Annotated in this window: 14 protein-coding genes; 9 read left to right on the top strand and 5 right to left on the bottom strand. The window is 66.6% G+C overall.

Annotated elements, in window-relative coordinates:
- Positions 1 to 54: 54 nt before the first annotated feature.
- From ACFWB0_RS18715 to mptB, 3 genes are read right to left on the bottom strand one after another with little or no spacing between them, the layout of a single operon-like run.
- Positions 55 to 855: an ABC transporter permease gene (locus ACFWB0_RS18715; RefSeq protein WP_378491961.1), complete on the bottom strand. Its 801-nt coding sequence runs from the start codon at positions 853 to 855 to the stop codon at positions 55 to 57.
- Positions 852 to 1,796 (bottom strand): ABC transporter ATP-binding protein, encoded by a 945-nt coding sequence (locus tag ACFWB0_RS18710; protein WP_378491960.1) that lies wholly within the window; start codon positions 1,794 to 1,796, stop codon positions 852 to 854. Before ACFWB0_RS18710 ends, ACFWB0_RS18715 begins: the two co-directional genes overlap by 4 nt.
- Positions 1,793 to 3,532: a polyprenol phosphomannose-dependent alpha 1,6 mannosyltransferase MptB gene (gene mptB, locus ACFWB0_RS18705; RefSeq protein WP_378491959.1), complete on the bottom strand. Its 1,740-nt coding sequence runs from the start codon at positions 3,530 to 3,532 to the stop codon at positions 1,793 to 1,795. Before mptB ends, ACFWB0_RS18710 begins: the two co-directional genes overlap by 4 nt.
- A gap of 120 nt (positions 3,533 to 3,652) precedes the next feature.
- On the opposite strand from mptB, the gene ACFWB0_RS18700 reads away from it, so the two are divergent.
- From ACFWB0_RS18700 to ACFWB0_RS18665, 8 genes are all read left to right on the top strand, one after another.
- The gene (locus ACFWB0_RS18700) at positions 3,653 to 4,396 is read left to right on the top strand and encodes a helix-turn-helix transcriptional regulator (protein WP_378491958.1); all 744 of its coding nucleotides are present in this window, start codon (positions 3,653 to 3,655) and stop codon (positions 4,394 to 4,396) included.
- Between the two features lie 100 nt (positions 4,397 to 4,496).
- Complete coding sequence (gene sufB / locus ACFWB0_RS18695) at positions 4,497 to 5,945, top strand: Fe-S cluster assembly protein SufB (RefSeq protein ID WP_378491957.1); 1,449 nt, start codon at positions 4,497 to 4,499, stop codon at positions 5,943 to 5,945.
- A complete protein-coding gene (gene sufD, locus ACFWB0_RS18690) occupies positions 5,946 to 7,244 on the top strand; it encodes a Fe-S cluster assembly protein SufD (protein WP_378491956.1) in 1,299 nt (432 codons plus the stop codon). It begins immediately after the preceding gene.
- A gap of 50 nt (positions 7,245 to 7,294) precedes the next feature.
- Positions 7,295 to 8,095, top strand: a complete 801-nt coding sequence (sufC, locus tag ACFWB0_RS18685; protein ID WP_378491955.1) for a Fe-S cluster assembly ATPase SufC — start codon at positions 7,295 to 7,297, stop codon at positions 8,093 to 8,095.
- 4 nt (positions 8,096 to 8,099) lie between these two features.
- Entirely contained in the window at positions 8,100 to 9,356 is a 1,257-nt protein-coding gene (locus ACFWB0_RS18680) for a cysteine desulfurase (protein WP_378491954.1), read from the top strand.
- On the top strand, positions 9,356 to 9,835 hold the full coding sequence (gene sufU / locus ACFWB0_RS18675; protein WP_378491953.1) for a Fe-S cluster assembly sulfur transfer protein SufU: 480 nt from the start codon (positions 9,356 to 9,358) through the stop codon (positions 9,833 to 9,835). The genes ACFWB0_RS18680 and sufU overlap by 1 nt, the downstream gene beginning before the upstream one ends.
- On the top strand, positions 9,832 to 10,242 hold the full coding sequence (locus ACFWB0_RS18670; RefSeq protein WP_378491952.1) for a metal-sulfur cluster assembly factor: 411 nt from the start codon (positions 9,832 to 9,834) through the stop codon (positions 10,240 to 10,242). The genes sufU and ACFWB0_RS18670 overlap by 4 nt, the downstream gene beginning before the upstream one ends.
- Positions 10,239 to 10,757, top strand: a complete 519-nt coding sequence (locus ACFWB0_RS18665) for a MarR family winged helix-turn-helix transcriptional regulator (protein ID WP_378491951.1) — start codon at positions 10,239 to 10,241, stop codon at positions 10,755 to 10,757. Before ACFWB0_RS18670 ends, ACFWB0_RS18665 begins: the two co-directional genes overlap by 4 nt.
- A gap of 29 nt (positions 10,758 to 10,786) precedes the next feature.
- On the opposite strand, the gene ACFWB0_RS18660 is transcribed toward ACFWB0_RS18665, so the two are convergent.
- Positions 10,787 to 11,731 (bottom strand): Ku protein, encoded by a 945-nt coding sequence (locus ACFWB0_RS18660; protein WP_378491950.1) that lies wholly within the window; start codon positions 11,729 to 11,731, stop codon positions 10,787 to 10,789.
- A 39-nt stretch (positions 11,732 to 11,770) separates the two neighbouring features.
- A complete protein-coding gene (locus ACFWB0_RS18655) occupies positions 11,771 to 12,892 on the bottom strand; it encodes a lycopene cyclase family protein (RefSeq protein ID WP_378491949.1) in 1,122 nt (373 codons plus the stop codon).
- Positions 12,893 to 13,055: 163 nt separating this feature from the next.
- Here ACFWB0_RS18655 and ACFWB0_RS18650 point away from each other — a divergent pair, with 163 nt between their 5' ends.
- Positions 13,056 to 14,687, top strand: a complete 1,632-nt coding sequence (locus ACFWB0_RS18650) for an ABC-F family ATP-binding cassette domain-containing protein (RefSeq protein WP_378491948.1) — start codon at positions 13,056 to 13,058, stop codon at positions 14,685 to 14,687.
- The last annotated feature ends 39 nt before the right edge of the window (positions 14,688 to 14,726 follow it).

Below are 14,726 nucleotides of genomic sequence, written 5' to 3'. Positions count from 1 at the left end.
ACGATGGTACGACCCCGTCCACTACGGGCTGTAGTTGGGTGTTCGTGGTGGATCTCAAGTGAAGCGGAACCAGCGAGCCGCGGCCGCGCCGCCGATCAATGCCCACACCGTCATCACCAGGAGCGACAGCCAGTCGACCCCGCCTGCGATCGCGGTATCGAGGGCCAGGGTCAATGCTCCCGACGGCACCAACCGCACGACGTGCACGAGCGCCTCGGGAAGCACGTCGTCGAGGAGCACGACACTGCCGATACCCAGCAGTACGAACCAGACGATGTTCGCGAGCGCCAGGACGATCTCGGCGCGCATCGTGCCGCCGAGCAGCAGCCCGAGGGTCGCGAACATCACCGTCCCCAACGCGATACCCACCGCGCCGATGAGGAGACCGAGCAGGGTCGGTCGCCAGCCGAGCGAGAGACCGATCGCACCCAAGAGAATTGATTGCATCACCACTACGATTCCGACCGCAGCGCTCTTACCTGCGATGATGCCCCATTTCGGAAGGGCGGTCGCGCCGATCCTTTTCAGTGCACCGTATCTGCGGTCGAATCCGACAGCGATCGCTTGCCCGGTGAAGGCGGTGGACATCACCGCGACCATCATCACCGCGGGCAGGACGCTGTCGACGCGGGCCTCACCGAGGTCGCCGATGGGCAGCAGCGTCAATCCGACCAGCAGGGTGATCGGGATGAACATGGTCAGCAGGAGCTGTTCACCATTGCGCAGCAGCAGCGTCAGTTCCATGCGGGTCTGCGCCGCGAGCATCTTCGCGGGAGCATTGGGTCGCGGGTCCGGTGTGAAGGTGCCGGGGGCGAAGCGGTTGTCGACCAGACGGTCGCGGGGCGTCACGCTCATCCTCTCAATTCCCGTCCGGTGAGCTCGAGGAACACGTCCTCGAGGCTGCGCTGATCGACGCGGATCTCCGTGGCGAGCGCACCTTGATCGGCGCACCACGTGGCCGCCGCGGCGACCACGAACGGCTCGATATCGCCTTCGACGAGATAGCGACCGGGCAGGGCTTCGCGCACCCGATAGGGATCCGGTAGAGCAGTCCGCAATGTGGTGATGTCGAGGTCGGGTGGCGCCGACAGCCACAGCTGACCTTCGGCGCCGATCCGGGTGACCTCCTCGGGAGTACCCGAGGCGACGACCTTGCCGTGATCGATGATGACGATCTCGTCGGCGAGTTCTTCGGCCTCGTTCATCAGGTGGGTGGTGAGCAGCACGCTGACACCGTCGCGGCGCAGGGCGTCGATCAGTTCCCACACCAGCAGCCGGGCCTGCGCGTCCAGCCCCGCGGTGGGTTCGTCGAGGAACACCAGTTCGGGGCGGCCGACGAGCGCGCACGCCAACGTGAGGCGCTGTTGCTGCCCGCCGGAGAGCCGGCGGTACGGGGTGCGGCGGGAGTCCTCGAGGCCGAGGCGCTGCAGCAGCCAATCCGGATCGAGTGGATCGGCGGAGTACGCCGCCACCAGATCGAGCATTTCCCCGGCCTTGGATCCCGGGTAGGCGCCGCCGCCCTGCAGCATGACCCCGATCCGCGGCCGCAAGAGGTCGGACTGGGTGATCGGGTCGAGTCCGAGGATGCGGACGGTGCCTGCATCGGGGGTGACGAACCCCTCGCACATCTCCACCGTGGTGGTCTTGCCTGCGCCGTTGGGGCCGAGCAGCGCAAGTACCTGGGCGGGTTCGACCGTCAGATCGAGTCCGTCGACCGCGGTCACACCCCCGAATTTCTTGACAACGCCGTCCAGGCGCACAGAGGGAGCCGCACCCGCGGCGGATTTCGAGGTCACGGGTTTCCAGCGTAGGCGTCCGCGGCTTCTGTGGGGCGCGCTGGTGGGTGTTCCTCGCCGCGCCACGGCAGCAGAGTGCGGGTCGCGACGATCAGCAAACCTGCGGTCACGATCGTGGCGATCGCGGCCTGCACGATGATGAACGGTTGGTATTCGCCCCCGTTGGGCATCAGGATCACGCTGACCACCGACGAGAACACGATCGTCGGGACGCGGAAGATCGGCCGGGTCGCCCACGCCGCCAAGGGAATCACCGCCCACAGCAGATACCACGGTTGGACCACAGGGAACAGCAGCACGATCGCGCCGAGGGAGACACCCAGCGCGCCGACGGGATGCAATCTCCCGGTCAGGACGGCCAGCAGCATGCGCAGGGCGATGAACGCTGCCACCAGTGCGGCGATGGGCCGTGTGACCGACAACACCGCGGTCGTGTGGTCGCCGAGGCCGAGCAGGACTCCGGCCAGCCCGGTGCCCACGCCGAGCAGGGTCGGGATCGACATCCAGCTGCGCACCTCGGTGGCAGTCCCCAAGGTGTTGGTCCAGCCCAGTCCGAGGCCGCTGCCCCAGCTGATCAAGGCGATCACCGCCACCGCGACGACGCCGAGCGCCGCAGCCGCCGCGAGCACCGACCGCAGTGAGCCACCCCACTTTCGCGCGAGGGCCATGCCGACGAAGCCGAGGGCGAGCAGCGACGGCACCTTGATCATCGACGACACCGCGATCACGGACGTGCCTGCCACAAGCCAGGCGACGACCTGCCACCGCGGCGTGCGGGCGGTGTCGCTGTAGACCCCGCGCAGCGCCAGTTCGACACCGGCGAGCATGAGGCCGAGCATCAATGCCTCGTTGTGGATGCCCGCCACCAGGTGGAACAGAAGCAGCGGGTTCGCTGCGCCGAGCCACAGTGCGCTCACCGAGGCCACGCCGCACCGCCGGGCGAGACGGGGCAGGGCCCACACGATCAGCGCGACGCCGAGCAGGGCGAGCAGTCGGTGCACGAAGATGCCGGCGACGATGTTCTCGCCGGTGAGGAAGGCGACCTTCTCGCCGAGCCAGATGAAGGCGGGTCCGTACGGTGCGGAGGTGTCGCGCCAGATGTTCGGCACCGTGCGGGTCAGGACGTGATCGACGCCGAGCGCACCGGCGGGGCCGATGCCGTACGGGTCCATGCCGCGTGCAGCGATCTCGCTCTGTGCGAGGTAGGAGTACACGTCCTTGCTGAACATCGGCGGTGCGACGACCAGCGGAAGGATCCACAACAGCAGGGTGCGGTCGAGCTGCGACCGGGTCAGTCTGCGCGGTTGTCCGCCGGGGTCGCGGCGTCCGATCGCGAAACGCCCGAGCAGTAGCCAGGCGAGGACGACGAGCACGGTTCCCGTCATTGTCAGGGTCAGCGCGGCGCTGGGCATCCGAGCGGCGAGTCCGAGCGCACGGACACCCTGCACAGGATTCTGCAGCACGGGTTGTGCACCGGCGCCGAGTGCGCCGACGGCCATGAGGACTGCGCCGGTCGCGCCGAACAGCCGGATCCGGTGCAGTTGGACCGTCTCGGTGGTGTCGAGACCGCGACCTTCGGGTTCGTCGCCGTGCAGGACGGCTGCCACGTCGGGTCGGGCGCCGCGGCCGTCGAGGCCGAGAGCGCGCCGAGCGAGCGTGAGCGCGCGGGTACCGATACCGGTTACGCCGGCGGAGTGATCCGAGGGCGGGTCTGGTTCGGGTGGAGTCGACGGCACTCAGGAAGCGTAACGGGCGCGCAGGCACCTGCCCGGACGCGTCCGGTGCCAGGTTTATTCCGGCGGTGAGGAAGGGCACCCTTGGTGGACCGGCGTCCTGAATTCCGTCACACTGGTGTTGTGAAAAGCCCGTCGGAACTCGTGGAGCATGCAGAACGCGCAGGTCATGTGCCTGTCGCGGGTTCTGCGCACCCGTCGACCGGACGTGAGCACCAAGAAGGTCAGACTCGCGCCGCGGTAGTGCAGCTGCTTGTCGAGAACGGACCGATCACCGCAACCGACATCGGAGAGCGGCTCGGTCTGAGTGCGGCGGGGGTACGACGGCACCTCGATGCCCTCATCGAATCGGGCGAGGCCCAGTCCGTCGTGCCGCTGCGCGCGAAGGCTCGCGGCCGCGGTCGGCCCGCCCGGCGCTTCCAGCTCACCTCCGTCGGTCGCGCCCGACTCGGACACTCGTACGACGATCTCGCCGGGGCTGCGATGCGCCACCTACGGGAACTCGGCGGATCCGCGGCAATCGAAGACTTCGCGCGCCGCCGCGTCCAATCCATCCTCGGTGGCGTTCGACCCGTCGAATCCGACGACGAGATCGACGCGGTCGCCAACGAGATCGCCGACGCGTTCAGCGCGGCGGGATTCGCGGCGTCGACCCGGCGGGTCGGTACCGGCGTGCAGCTCTGTCAGCACCACTGCCCGGTCTCCCACGTCGCCGAAGAGTTCCCCGAACTGTGTGAGGCAGAACAGGACGCCTTCGTGGAGTTGCTCGGCAGCCACGTGCAGCGTCTCGCGACGATTGCCAACGGCGACGCGTTCTGCACCACCCATGTGCCGGTCCTCCCGGTGAAGGAGCCGCCGAGCCCGTGACCCACCGAGTACCTCCAGATTGTCGAATTACTGAACAGCCCGAAGTTCGTCCGTCGGTACAGCCCGCGCCGACAACCACCCCACTCCGGAAGGAGCCCGTATGACCGTCACATCGGACCAGACGTCCGGCGCCGGTACACCGCTGACGCAGGAAGAGGCCATCGAGTCTCTCGGCCACTACGAATACGGCTGGTCGGACTCCGACGCGGCCGGCGCGGTGGCACAGCGCGGCCTGTCCGAGGCTGTCGTGCGCGACATCTCCTCGAAGAAGAGCGAGCCCCAGTGGATGCTCGATATCCGCCTCAAGGCGCTGCGTACCTTCGAAAAGAAGCCGATGCCGATGTGGGGTTCGACGCTCGACGGGATCGACTTCGACAACATCAAGTACTTCGTGCGTTCCACGGAGAAGCAGGCGGCAAGCTGGGACGACCTGCCCGACGACATCAAGAACACCTACGACAAGCTGGGGATCCCGGAAGCGGAGAAGCAGCGTCTCGTCTCGGGTGTCGCCGCCCAGTACGAGTCCGAGGTGGTGTACCACCAGATCCGCGAGGACCTCGAGGCCGAGGGCGTGATCTTCCTCGACACCGACTCGGGTCTGCGTGAGCACCCCGAGCTGTTCCGCGAGTACTTCGGCACGGTGATCCCGGCGGGCGACAACAAGTTCTCCGCACTGAACACCTCGGTGTGGTCCGGTGGCTCGTTCATCTACGTCCCGCCCGGTGTCCACGTCGACATCCCGTTGCAGGCCTACTTCCGGATCAACACCGAGAACATGGGCCAATTCGAGCGCACGCTGATCATCGTCGACGAAGGCGCATCCGTGCACTACGTCGAGGGTTGCACGGCGCCGATCTACAAGTCGGATTCGCTGCACTCCGCGGTCGTGGAGATCATCGTCAAGAAGGGCGGCCACTGCCGTTACACGACGATCCAGAACTGGTCCAACAACGTCTACAACCTGGTGACCAAGCGCACCAAGGTCGAGGCGGGTGGCTCGATGGAGTGGATCGACGGCAACATCGGTTCCAAGGTGACGATGAAGTACCCGGCCGTGTGGATGATGGGCGAATACGCTCGCGGTGAGGTGCTCTCGGTTGCGTTCGCAGGCGAGGGTCAGCACCAGGACACCGGCGCGAAGATGCTGCATCTGGCGCCGCACACCTCCTCGACGATCGTGTCGAAGTCCGTCGCCCGGGCAGGCGGACGTGCCTCTTACCGCGGTCTCGTGCAGATCAACAAGGGCGCCTACGGCTCGAAGTCGACCGTCAAGTGCGATGCGCTGCTCGTCGACCAGATCAGCCGCTCCGACACCTACCCGTACGTCGATATCCGCGAGGACGACGTGACGATGGGCCACGAGGCCACCGTCTCCAAGGTCAGCGACGATCAACTGTTCTACCTGATGAGTCGCGGTCTGAACGAAGACGAGGCGATGGCGATGATCGTGCGCGGCTTCGTCGAGCCCATCGCCAAGGAACTGCCGATGGAATACGCACTCGAGCTCAATCGGCTCATCGAACTGCAGATGGAAGGGGCAGTCGGCTAAATGACTGCGGAAGCGAAGAACATTCCCACCGCCGGCGAGCCGGCAGTCGGTACTGCCGGCGAGTCGGCAGTCGGTACCGCCGGCGAGCCGGCTGCCCGTAACGGCGTCCAGGACGCCGTCCGTGCCGAGAACCGCACACCCGCCGTGAACACGCAGGCGGTGCCTGCCGCGAACAAGGGAGAGGTGTTCACGTCGTTCGACGTCAACGCCTTCGAGATCCCCGGCGGCCGCGACGAAGCGTGGCGATTCACTCCGCTGCGCCGACTGCGTGGACTGCACGACGGCACCGCCGTCGCCGACGGCAACGCCACCATCGAGATCGGTGACGTCGAGGGCGTGCAGATCGAGACCGTCGGCCGCGACGACACCCGCCTCGGGCAGGGTGGCGTGCCGTTCGACCGGGTCGCCGCGCAGGCATATTCGTCGTTCGAGACGGCCACCGTCATCACCGTCGGCCGCGAGGTCGAGGTCGCCGAACCCGTCATCATCACCGCGACCGGCCCGGGCGAGGGCCACGTGGCCTTCGGGCACCTGCAGGTCAGGCTCGCGCCGTTCGCGCAGGTCACCGTCGTGCTCGATCAGAAGGGCAGCGGGACCTACGCGGAGAACGTCGAATTCGTCCTCGGCGACAGCGCGCAACTGCGGATCGTCGCAATCCAGGACTGGGCCGACGATGCCGTGCACGTCGCCGCCCACCATGCCCGCCTCGGGCGCGACGCGGTGCTGCGGCACTTCACCGTCGGACTCGGTGGCGACCTGGTGCGCGTCTCGGCCACGACCAAGTACGACGGCCCCGGTGGCGACGCCGAACTTCTCGGCCTGTACTTCGCCGACGCGGGACAGCACCTCGAACAGCGACTGCTGGTCGACCACTCGCAGCCGCACTGCAAGTCGAACGTGGTGTACAAGGGTGCGCTCCAGGGCGATCCCGATTCGGGTAAGCCCGACGCCCGTACCGTGTGGATCGGCGACGTCCTCATCCGCGCCGAGGCCGAGGGCACCGACACCTTCGAACTCAACCGCAATCTCGTGCTCACCGACGGTGCGCGCGCCGACTCGGTGCCGAACCTCGAGATCGAGACCGGCGAGATCGTCGGTGCCGGCCACGCCTCCGCGACCGGCCGCTTCGACGACGAGCAGCTGTTCTACCTGCGTGCCCGCGGTATTCCGGAGGATCAGGCCCGACGGCTCGTCGTGCGTGGTTTCTTCCATGAACTGCTCGAGAAGATCACTGTGCCCGAGGTGCGTGAGCGCCTCGAGGCCGCGGTCGAAGCCGAACTCGCTGCGGTCGGCGTCTGACACGCCACCCGCCGTTACTCCCATCGACTTTCGAAGGAATCAGTAAACCGATGTCCAGCCCCCAGAACGTCCTCGAGATCACAGACCTGCACGCGCGTGTCGCGCAGACCGACACGAATGCCGAGCCGATCGACATCCTCAAGGGCGTGAACCTCACAGTCCGCTCCGGTGAGACGCACGCGATCATGGGCCCGAACGGCTCCGGCAAGTCCACGCTGTCGTACGCGATCGCGGGACACCCCAAGTACGAGGTCACCTCGGGCTCGATCACCCTCAACGGTGAGAACGTCCTCGAGATGAGCGTCGACGAGCGGGCCCGCGCCGGACTGTTCCTCGCCATGCAGTATCCCGTCGAGGTGCCGGGTGTGTCGATGTCGAACTTCCTGCGCACCGCCGCCACCGCCGCCCGCGGTGAAGCCCCCAAGCTGCGCCACTGGGTCAAGGAGGTCAAGGAGGCGATGAACGAACTCGACATCGACCCCGCCTTCGGTGAGCGCAGCGTCAACGAGGGATTCTCCGGTGGCGAGAAGAAGCGCCACGAGATCCTGCAGCTCGGGATCCTCAAGCCGCGGATCGCGATCCTCGACGAGACCGACTCGGGACTCGACGTCGACGCGTTGCGTGTCGTGTCCGACGGTGTCAACAGCTATCGGGAACGCGAGCAAGGCGGCGTCCTGCTGATCACCCACTACACGCGTATCCTGCGGTACATCAAGCCGGAGCATGTGCATGTGTTCGTCGGTGGCCGCATCGTGGAGTCCGGTGGCCCGGAGCTCGCCGACGAACTCGAAGCGAACGGCTACGAGCGCTTCGCCGCTGCTGTAGCGACGGCAGACACCCAGGGAGCGTGACTGCATGACGGTGCCGGTGCGGACGTTCGACGTCACCCGGATACGGGAGGACTTCCCGATCCTCGCGCGCACGGTGCGCGACGACAAACCGCTGGTCTATCTCGATTCGGGGGCGACCTCGCAGCGCCCCGTGCAGGTGCTCGACGCCGAACGCGACTTCCTCTTCACGTGTAATGCCGCGGTACACCGCGGCGCTCACGCGTTGTCCGAGGAAGCGACCGACGCGTACGAAGGCGCACGCGCCGTCATCGCCTCGTTCGTCGGAGTCGACGCCGACGAGGTCGTGTTCACCAAGAACGCCACCGAGTCGCTCAACCTCGTCACCTACGCATTCGCCGACTCCCGGTTCGCGCACCGGCTCGGCCCCGGCGACGAGATCGTCATCACCGAGCTCGAACACCACGCCAATCTGGTGCCGTGGCAGGAACTGGCCCAGCGCACAGGGGCCACCCTGCGCTGGTACTCGGTCACCGACGACGGCCGCATCGACCTCGATTCGCTCGAGCTCACCGACGCGGTCAAGGTGGTCGCGTTCACCCATCAGTCCAACGTCACCGGTGCGATCGCTCCGGTCGAAGAGATCGTCCGTCGTGCCAAGGCGGTCGGAGCGCTGGTGGTTCTCGACGCATGCCAGTCGGTTCCGCACATGGCGGTGGACTTCCGGGAACTCGGTGTCGACTTCGCCGCGTTCTCCGGACACAAGATGTTCGGTCCGTCGGGCGTCGGTGTCTTGTACGGGCGGCGTGCACTTCTCGCGGAGGTGCCGCCGTTCATCACGGGCGGATCGATGATCGAGACCGTGACCATGGAGTCCTCCTCGTTCGCGGCACCGCCGCAACGATTCGAGGCCGGCTCGCCGATGTCGTCGCAGGCCGTCGGTCTCGGTGCCGCGGTGCGTTATCTGCAGGACATCGGCATGGACGCCGTCGCCGCGCACGAACACGAGCTGACCGCCGCTGCGCTGACCGAACTCGGCGGCATCGACGGGCTGCGCATCATCGGCCCGACCACCTCGGAACAACGTGGTGGCGCGGTGTCGTTCGTCGTCGACGGGATCCATGCTCACGATCTCGGGCAGATCCTCGACGACGAGGGTGTGGAGATTCGTGTGGGGCACCACTGCGCGTGGCCGTTGCATCGTCGCTTCGGGGTCGCCGCCACCGCTCGCGCTTCGTTCGCGGTGTACAACACGCTCGACGAGGTGGCTGCGCTCGGCGCCGCGATCCGCCGTGCACAGGACTTCTTCGGGGTGCGTGGCTGATGCGGATGGAACAGATGTACCAGGAAGTCATCCTGGACCACTACAAGCGCCCCCATCACCGGGGACTGCGCGATCCCTACGGCGCAGAAGTGCACCACGTCAATCCCACCTGCGGAGACGAGGTGACGCTGCGAGTACACATCGACGAGGGCATCGTCGCCGACGTGTCCTACGACGGCCAGGGCTGCTCGATCAGTCAGGCCTCGACCTCGGTCCTCACCGACCAGGTGATCGGCATGCCCGTCGAGGAGGCACTGGCCACGGTCGCGAGCTTCGCGGAGATGGTCGGCAGCCGCGGCGCCATCGAGGGCGACGAAGATGTGCTCGGCGACGGCATCGCCTTCGTCGGGGTCTCCAAATACCCGGCGCGGGTCAAGTGCGCGCTGCTGGGCTGGATGGCGTTCAAGGATGCGGTCGTGCAGATCGCCGACAGCACCCGCGACGACGAAACCGTTTCGAGCGGAGGACAGAAAAGATGACCGAACCCGCCCCCGACACCACTGTCGGCGACACCGAGCAGACCACCGACGAGGCCACTACGGCCTTGGTGGCCGACGCGGCACCACCGTTGGACCCCGTGCGCCTCGACGAGCTCGAGGAAGCAATGCGTGATGTGGTCGACCCCGAACTCGGTATCAACGTCGTCGATCTCGGGCTCGTCTACGGAATTTCCGAATCCGACGAGGCCGTCACGGTCGATATGACGCTGACCTCGGCCGCATGCCCGCTCACCGATGTGATCGAAGATCAGGCCCGTGGCGCCATGGTGCGCAGTGGCCTGTGCAACGAACTGCGCATCAACTGGGTGTGGATGCCCCCATGGGGCCCCGACAAGATCACCGACGACGGGCGCGAACAGTTGCGCGCCCTCGGTTTCACGGTGTGACCAGAGCAGACACCTCCGAATCGGCGGATCCGCCGCCGGCCTCAGCGCCGGCGGCGGCCGTCGATTCGGTCTCTGAGCTCGATCCCGTTCCGGGGCTCGAGCAGGGGTTGGTCGTCCTGTGGCGTCGGGTCCGCGGTTTGATCCGCGAGCGCGCGCTGGCCGTGCATCCCAAGCTCGATCCGGTGTGTTATCCGATGCTGATGATGCTGCGTCGCGCCGACGCCGTGGCGATGGCCGATCTTCATGCCGACCTCGGCATCGAGAAATCGACTCTCACCCGTCGAATCGACAGCACGGTCCGGTTGGGTCTGGTCGAGCGGACACCCGACCCGAACGATGCGCGCGCTCGTCTGCTGGCTCTGACCCCGTCGTGCCGGGACCGGTTGAACGAACTGGAGTCGGTACAGACCGAGCAGTGGCGCGCTCGATTGTCGGACTGGGACACCACGGACATCCGTCGCCTGAGCGAACTTCTCGGTCGTCTCGGAGACTCGATCGAGGATCACGACGGCTGATCCGGCATCGGACCCGGAGGTCGGTCGTCCTACGCGCGTTTGCGCGCCTCAGTTTTCTTCGCGGTGCTCTTGGAGACCGGACTCTTCTTCGTAGCAGTCTTCTTGGTGGCGGTCTTCTTCGCTGCTGCTTTCGTCGGGGTCTTCCGCCCACTCGACTTCGCTGGCGACTTCGCGTCGCTGTCGTCCTGTTTCCTGCCCGAAGCCTTGACGCTGCGCTGGAGCGCCGCCACCAGATCGAGCACCTCGGCGTCCTCTCCGTCGCTCGACGTCTCGGCGACCTGGAAGACCTTCTCGCCGCCGCGTTCGATCGCGTCGTCGAGCAGCGCGCGTAGCTCCATCTGATACTCGTCGGTGAATTCGGCGGGGTCGAAGTCCTCGGACATCGACTCGACGAGGGTCTCGGCCATCGCGAGTTCCTTGTCGGTCGGAGGCGCCGCATCGTCGAGAGCGCCGAATTCGGCGGCGCGTACCTCGTCCGGCCACAACAGGGCCTGCAGGACGAGCACCCCGTCGGCGGTTCGCAATGCGGCAAGTCGGGTGCGCTGCCGCAACGTGAAATGTACGAGTGCCGTGCGGTCGCTGCGCTCGAGGGTCGCAGCGAGCAGCGCATAAGCCTTCGGCGATGCAGAATCCGGCTCGAGGTAGTACGACTTCTCGAACAGAATCGGATCGATCTGCTCGGTGGGTACGAACTGCAGCACCGGGATCTCATGTTTCTCGGCAGCGGGCAGCTTCTCGAAATCCTCGTCGGTGAGCACGACGCGCACACCCTCGTCGGATTCGTAGGCCTTGTCGATGTCCTGGAACGGGACGATCTCACCGCATTCGCTGCATACACGCTGGTATTTGATCCGGCCGCCGTCGGCGGCGTGGACCTGATGGAACCTGATGTCGTGGCTTTCCGTGGCCGAGTACACCTTCACGGGCACGTTCACGAGCCCGAACGCGATTGCACCCTTCCAGATCGATCGCATGGTTCCATCATGATCGACGTGAGCCCGGATTGCTGGGCTTCACCGGATACCCCGCAGGATCGACCCCCGCACACCGGACGGAACGGCGCCGAACAACCGGCGCATCCCGTCGAGGGTGCCCACGACGTCGGTTCGGCGTGACAGATAGGCACGTTGCCGGTCGATGGGCAGGTCGAAGAACGCGGCGAAGAACTCGGGGACCTCGGCCGGGCGCAGCCCACCGAGCAGTACCCGCAGCCCGACGTTCCGTATCGCCGCGACCGTGCGTGCAGATCTCGGCCACAGGAGCCGGTACGGATCAGAACCCGATCGGATCGCCGCCGCCAGCGGATCCGCGGCGGTGAGCGCGGCGGCGACCGCATAGCCGGTCGCCGGGTGCATCAAACCTCCACAGGCGCCGAATCCGAGTACACCGTCGTGTCGCCGTGGACCCCCGTCGACCGAGAACCGAACCCGCTCGACGGGGGCGGTCGCAGGCACTGCGACGCCACGGGTGGACAGTCGTACCCCGAGCCTGTGTTGAAGTTCGGCGAGGGGGAGCGCAGGCCGTCCCACCAGGCACGTTTCTTCGAGAAGTACTCGCTCGTCATCCAAGGGCACGGCATACAGGAACGACGGTGTGTCCGTCTCGGCGGTGCCGTTGTCCCGCCGCCAATCCATGAACCATGCAGAGCGGCCCTCCAGGGCCGCGGCGGCAGTCTCCGCGTCGGTCACCACACCGAAAGCCGTCTGCTGCGCGGACTTGGATGTGACCGGCACACCGCGGGCGTCGAAGACGTGTGTGGCCCGCAGCCGTTGACCGTCGTCGAGGATCACCTCGCCGGGCGCGAGGGAGCGGACCCGGGCCTGTGTCACTGCCACGGACTCGAGCGACAGCGACCGCTGGAGCGCCGCGGTGTCGAGCACGACATAGGGGCGGTCGAGGACATGGGGGCGGGTGGTCCATACGCCCGGGGATTCGACCCGGGCCGCGAGGACGTTCTCGGGCAGCCACGACGGTAATTCGTCTGCCCATGCGCCGTATGTGGCGGTCCACACCCGATGCGGTGACGGATCGACGGCGCGCACCGACAGGCCGGCGTGGGCGCAGCGGGCCGCCAGCGCGCGCCCGGAGGGCCCAAGGCCGGCGACCAGCACGTCCGCGGTCCGAACGGCAGTCATGCAGTCCTTGCGGTGATCATGGTCATCACACTAAACCGTTCGCACCCCGACGTAGTGCATCTCACCTCGTGAAATAGCTCGTGGCGCGGTAAAATCAATGGTTCGTGCGCCGCCTGTCCGGCATCATGACCCACACACTCTTACCCATCGAGGAGCTTCACGCGTGATCACCGCCACCGACCTGGAAGTCCGCGCCGGCGCGCGGACGCTGCTCTCTTCACAGGGGTCAGCGCTGCGTATCCAGGCGGGTGACCGGATCGGGCTGGTCGGGCGCAACGGCGCGGGGAAGACCACGACGCTGCGCATCTTCGCGGGGGAGAGCGAGCCGTACGCGGGCACGGTGATCCGCTCCGGTGACCTCGGGTACCTGCCGCAGGACCCGAAGGAAGGCAACCTCGAGGTCCTCGCCAAAGACCGGGTTCTCTCCGCGCGAGGTCTCGACGAGATCCTCCGCAGCATGGAGAAGCAGCAGGCATTGATGGCCGAAGCCGTCGACGACAAGGTCCGAGATCGCGCCGTGCGCAAGTACGGGTCGCTCGAGGAGCGGTTCTCGACGCTCGGCGGGTATGTCGCAGAGTCCGAGGCCGCCCGGATCTGCCACAGCCTCGGCCTGCCCGACCGTGTCCTCGGTCAGGCACTGAACACCCTGTCGGGTGGTCAGCGTCGTCGTGTCGAACTGGCCCGGATCCTGTTCGCTGCATCCGACGGATCCGGTGGCAAGTCGGACACCACACTGCTTCTCGACGAACCCACCAACCACCTCGACGCCGACTCGATCACGTGGCTGCGTGGTTTCCTGCAGAACCACGAGGGTGGCCTCGTGGTCATCAGTCACGACGTGGACCTTCTCGCCGATGTGGTCAACAAGGTGTGGTTTCTCGATGCCGTGCGCGGCGAGGCCGACATCTACAACATGGGGTGGAAGAAGTACCTCGACGCCCGCGCGACCGACGAGGCGCGCCGTCGTCGTGAACGCGCGAATGCGGAGAAGAAGGCCTCCGCCCTGCAGAAGCAGGCCGCGAAGCTCGGTGCCAAGGCGACGAAAGCCACCGCGGCGCAGAACATGGCCAAGCGTGCCGAGAAGCTGCTGGGCGACCTCGATGATGTGCGAGTGGCCGACCGGGTCGCCAAGATTCGTTTCCCCACGCCTGCGGCCTGCGGCAAGACACCGCTGATGGCGAAGGAACTGACCAAGGTGTACGGATCCCTCGAGATCTTCACCGGCGTCGACCTGGCCATCGACCGGGGCAGCCGCGTTGTGATCCTCGGACTCAACGGTGCCGGTAAGACGACGCTGCTGCGTCTGCTGGCGGGTGTCGAAACCCCCGATCTCGGCGAGCTCGTGCCCGGTCACGGCATGAAGGTCGGCTACTTCGCGCAGGAACACGACACGATCGACGATGGTGCGTCGGTGTGGGAGAACATCCGGCACGCCGCACCCGACGCAGGCGAACAGGACTTGCGCGGCCTGCTCGGTGCGTTCATGTTCACCGGACCGCAGCTCGATCAGCCGGCAGGAACCTTGTCCGGTGGTGAGAAGACCCGTCTGGCACTCGCGGGTCTGGTGTCGTCCGCGGCGAATGTGCTACTGCTCGACGAACCGACCAACAACCTCGATCCGATCTCGCGCGAGCAGGTGCTCGATGCGTTGCGGAGTTACGAGGGCGCTGTGGTTCTGGTCACGCACGATCCGGGAGCTGCCGAGGCGCTGAATCCCGAACGCGTGATCATGCTGCCGGACGGAACCGAAGACCATTGGTCGCAGGATTACCTCGAATTGATCCAGCTGGCGTGACACCCGGGGCCGGGGCATGTGCACCCGGCCCATGGTTTC

This window comes from Rhodococcus sp. NPDC060086, assembly GCF_042730275.1.
In the GTDB taxonomy this organism is placed as follows: Bacteria; Actinomycetota; Actinomycetes; order Mycobacteriales; family Mycobacteriaceae; genus Rhodococcus.
Note: the sequence above shows the minus strand (reverse complement) of the source record. Positions and strands in the feature narration are given on the sequence as shown.

What these genes read in the sequence shown, in the direction of transcription:
- ACFWB0_RS18715 (WP_378491961.1), bottom strand. Translation starts at nt 855, where the DNA reads ATGAGCGTGACGCCCCGCGACCGTCTGGTCGACAACCGCTTCGCCCCC.
- sufB (WP_378491957.1), top strand. Translation starts at nt 4,497, where the DNA reads ATGACCGTCACATCGGACCAGACGTCCGGCGCCGGTACACCGCTGACG.
- sufD (WP_378491956.1), top strand. Translation starts at nt 5,946, where the DNA reads ATGACTGCGGAAGCGAAGAACATTCCCACCGCCGGCGAGCCGGCAGTC.
- sufC (WP_378491955.1), top strand. Translation starts at nt 7,295, where the DNA reads ATGTCCAGCCCCCAGAACGTCCTCGAGATCACAGACCTGCACGCGCGT.
- ACFWB0_RS18680 (WP_378491954.1), top strand. Translation starts at nt 8,100, where the DNA reads ATGACGGTGCCGGTGCGGACGTTCGACGTCACCCGGATACGGGAGGAC.
- sufU (WP_378491953.1), top strand. Translation starts at nt 9,356, where the DNA reads ATGCGGATGGAACAGATGTACCAGGAAGTCATCCTGGACCACTACAAG.
- ACFWB0_RS18670 (WP_378491952.1), top strand. Translation starts at nt 9,832, where the DNA reads ATGACCGAACCCGCCCCCGACACCACTGTCGGCGACACCGAGCAGACC.
- ACFWB0_RS18660 (WP_378491950.1), bottom strand. Translation starts at nt 11,731, where the DNA reads ATGCGATCGATCTGGAAGGGTGCAATCGCGTTCGGGCTCGTGAACGTG.
- ACFWB0_RS18655 (WP_378491949.1), bottom strand. Translation starts at nt 12,892, where the DNA reads ATGACTGCCGTTCGGACCGCGGACGTGCTGGTCGCCGGCCTTGGGCCC.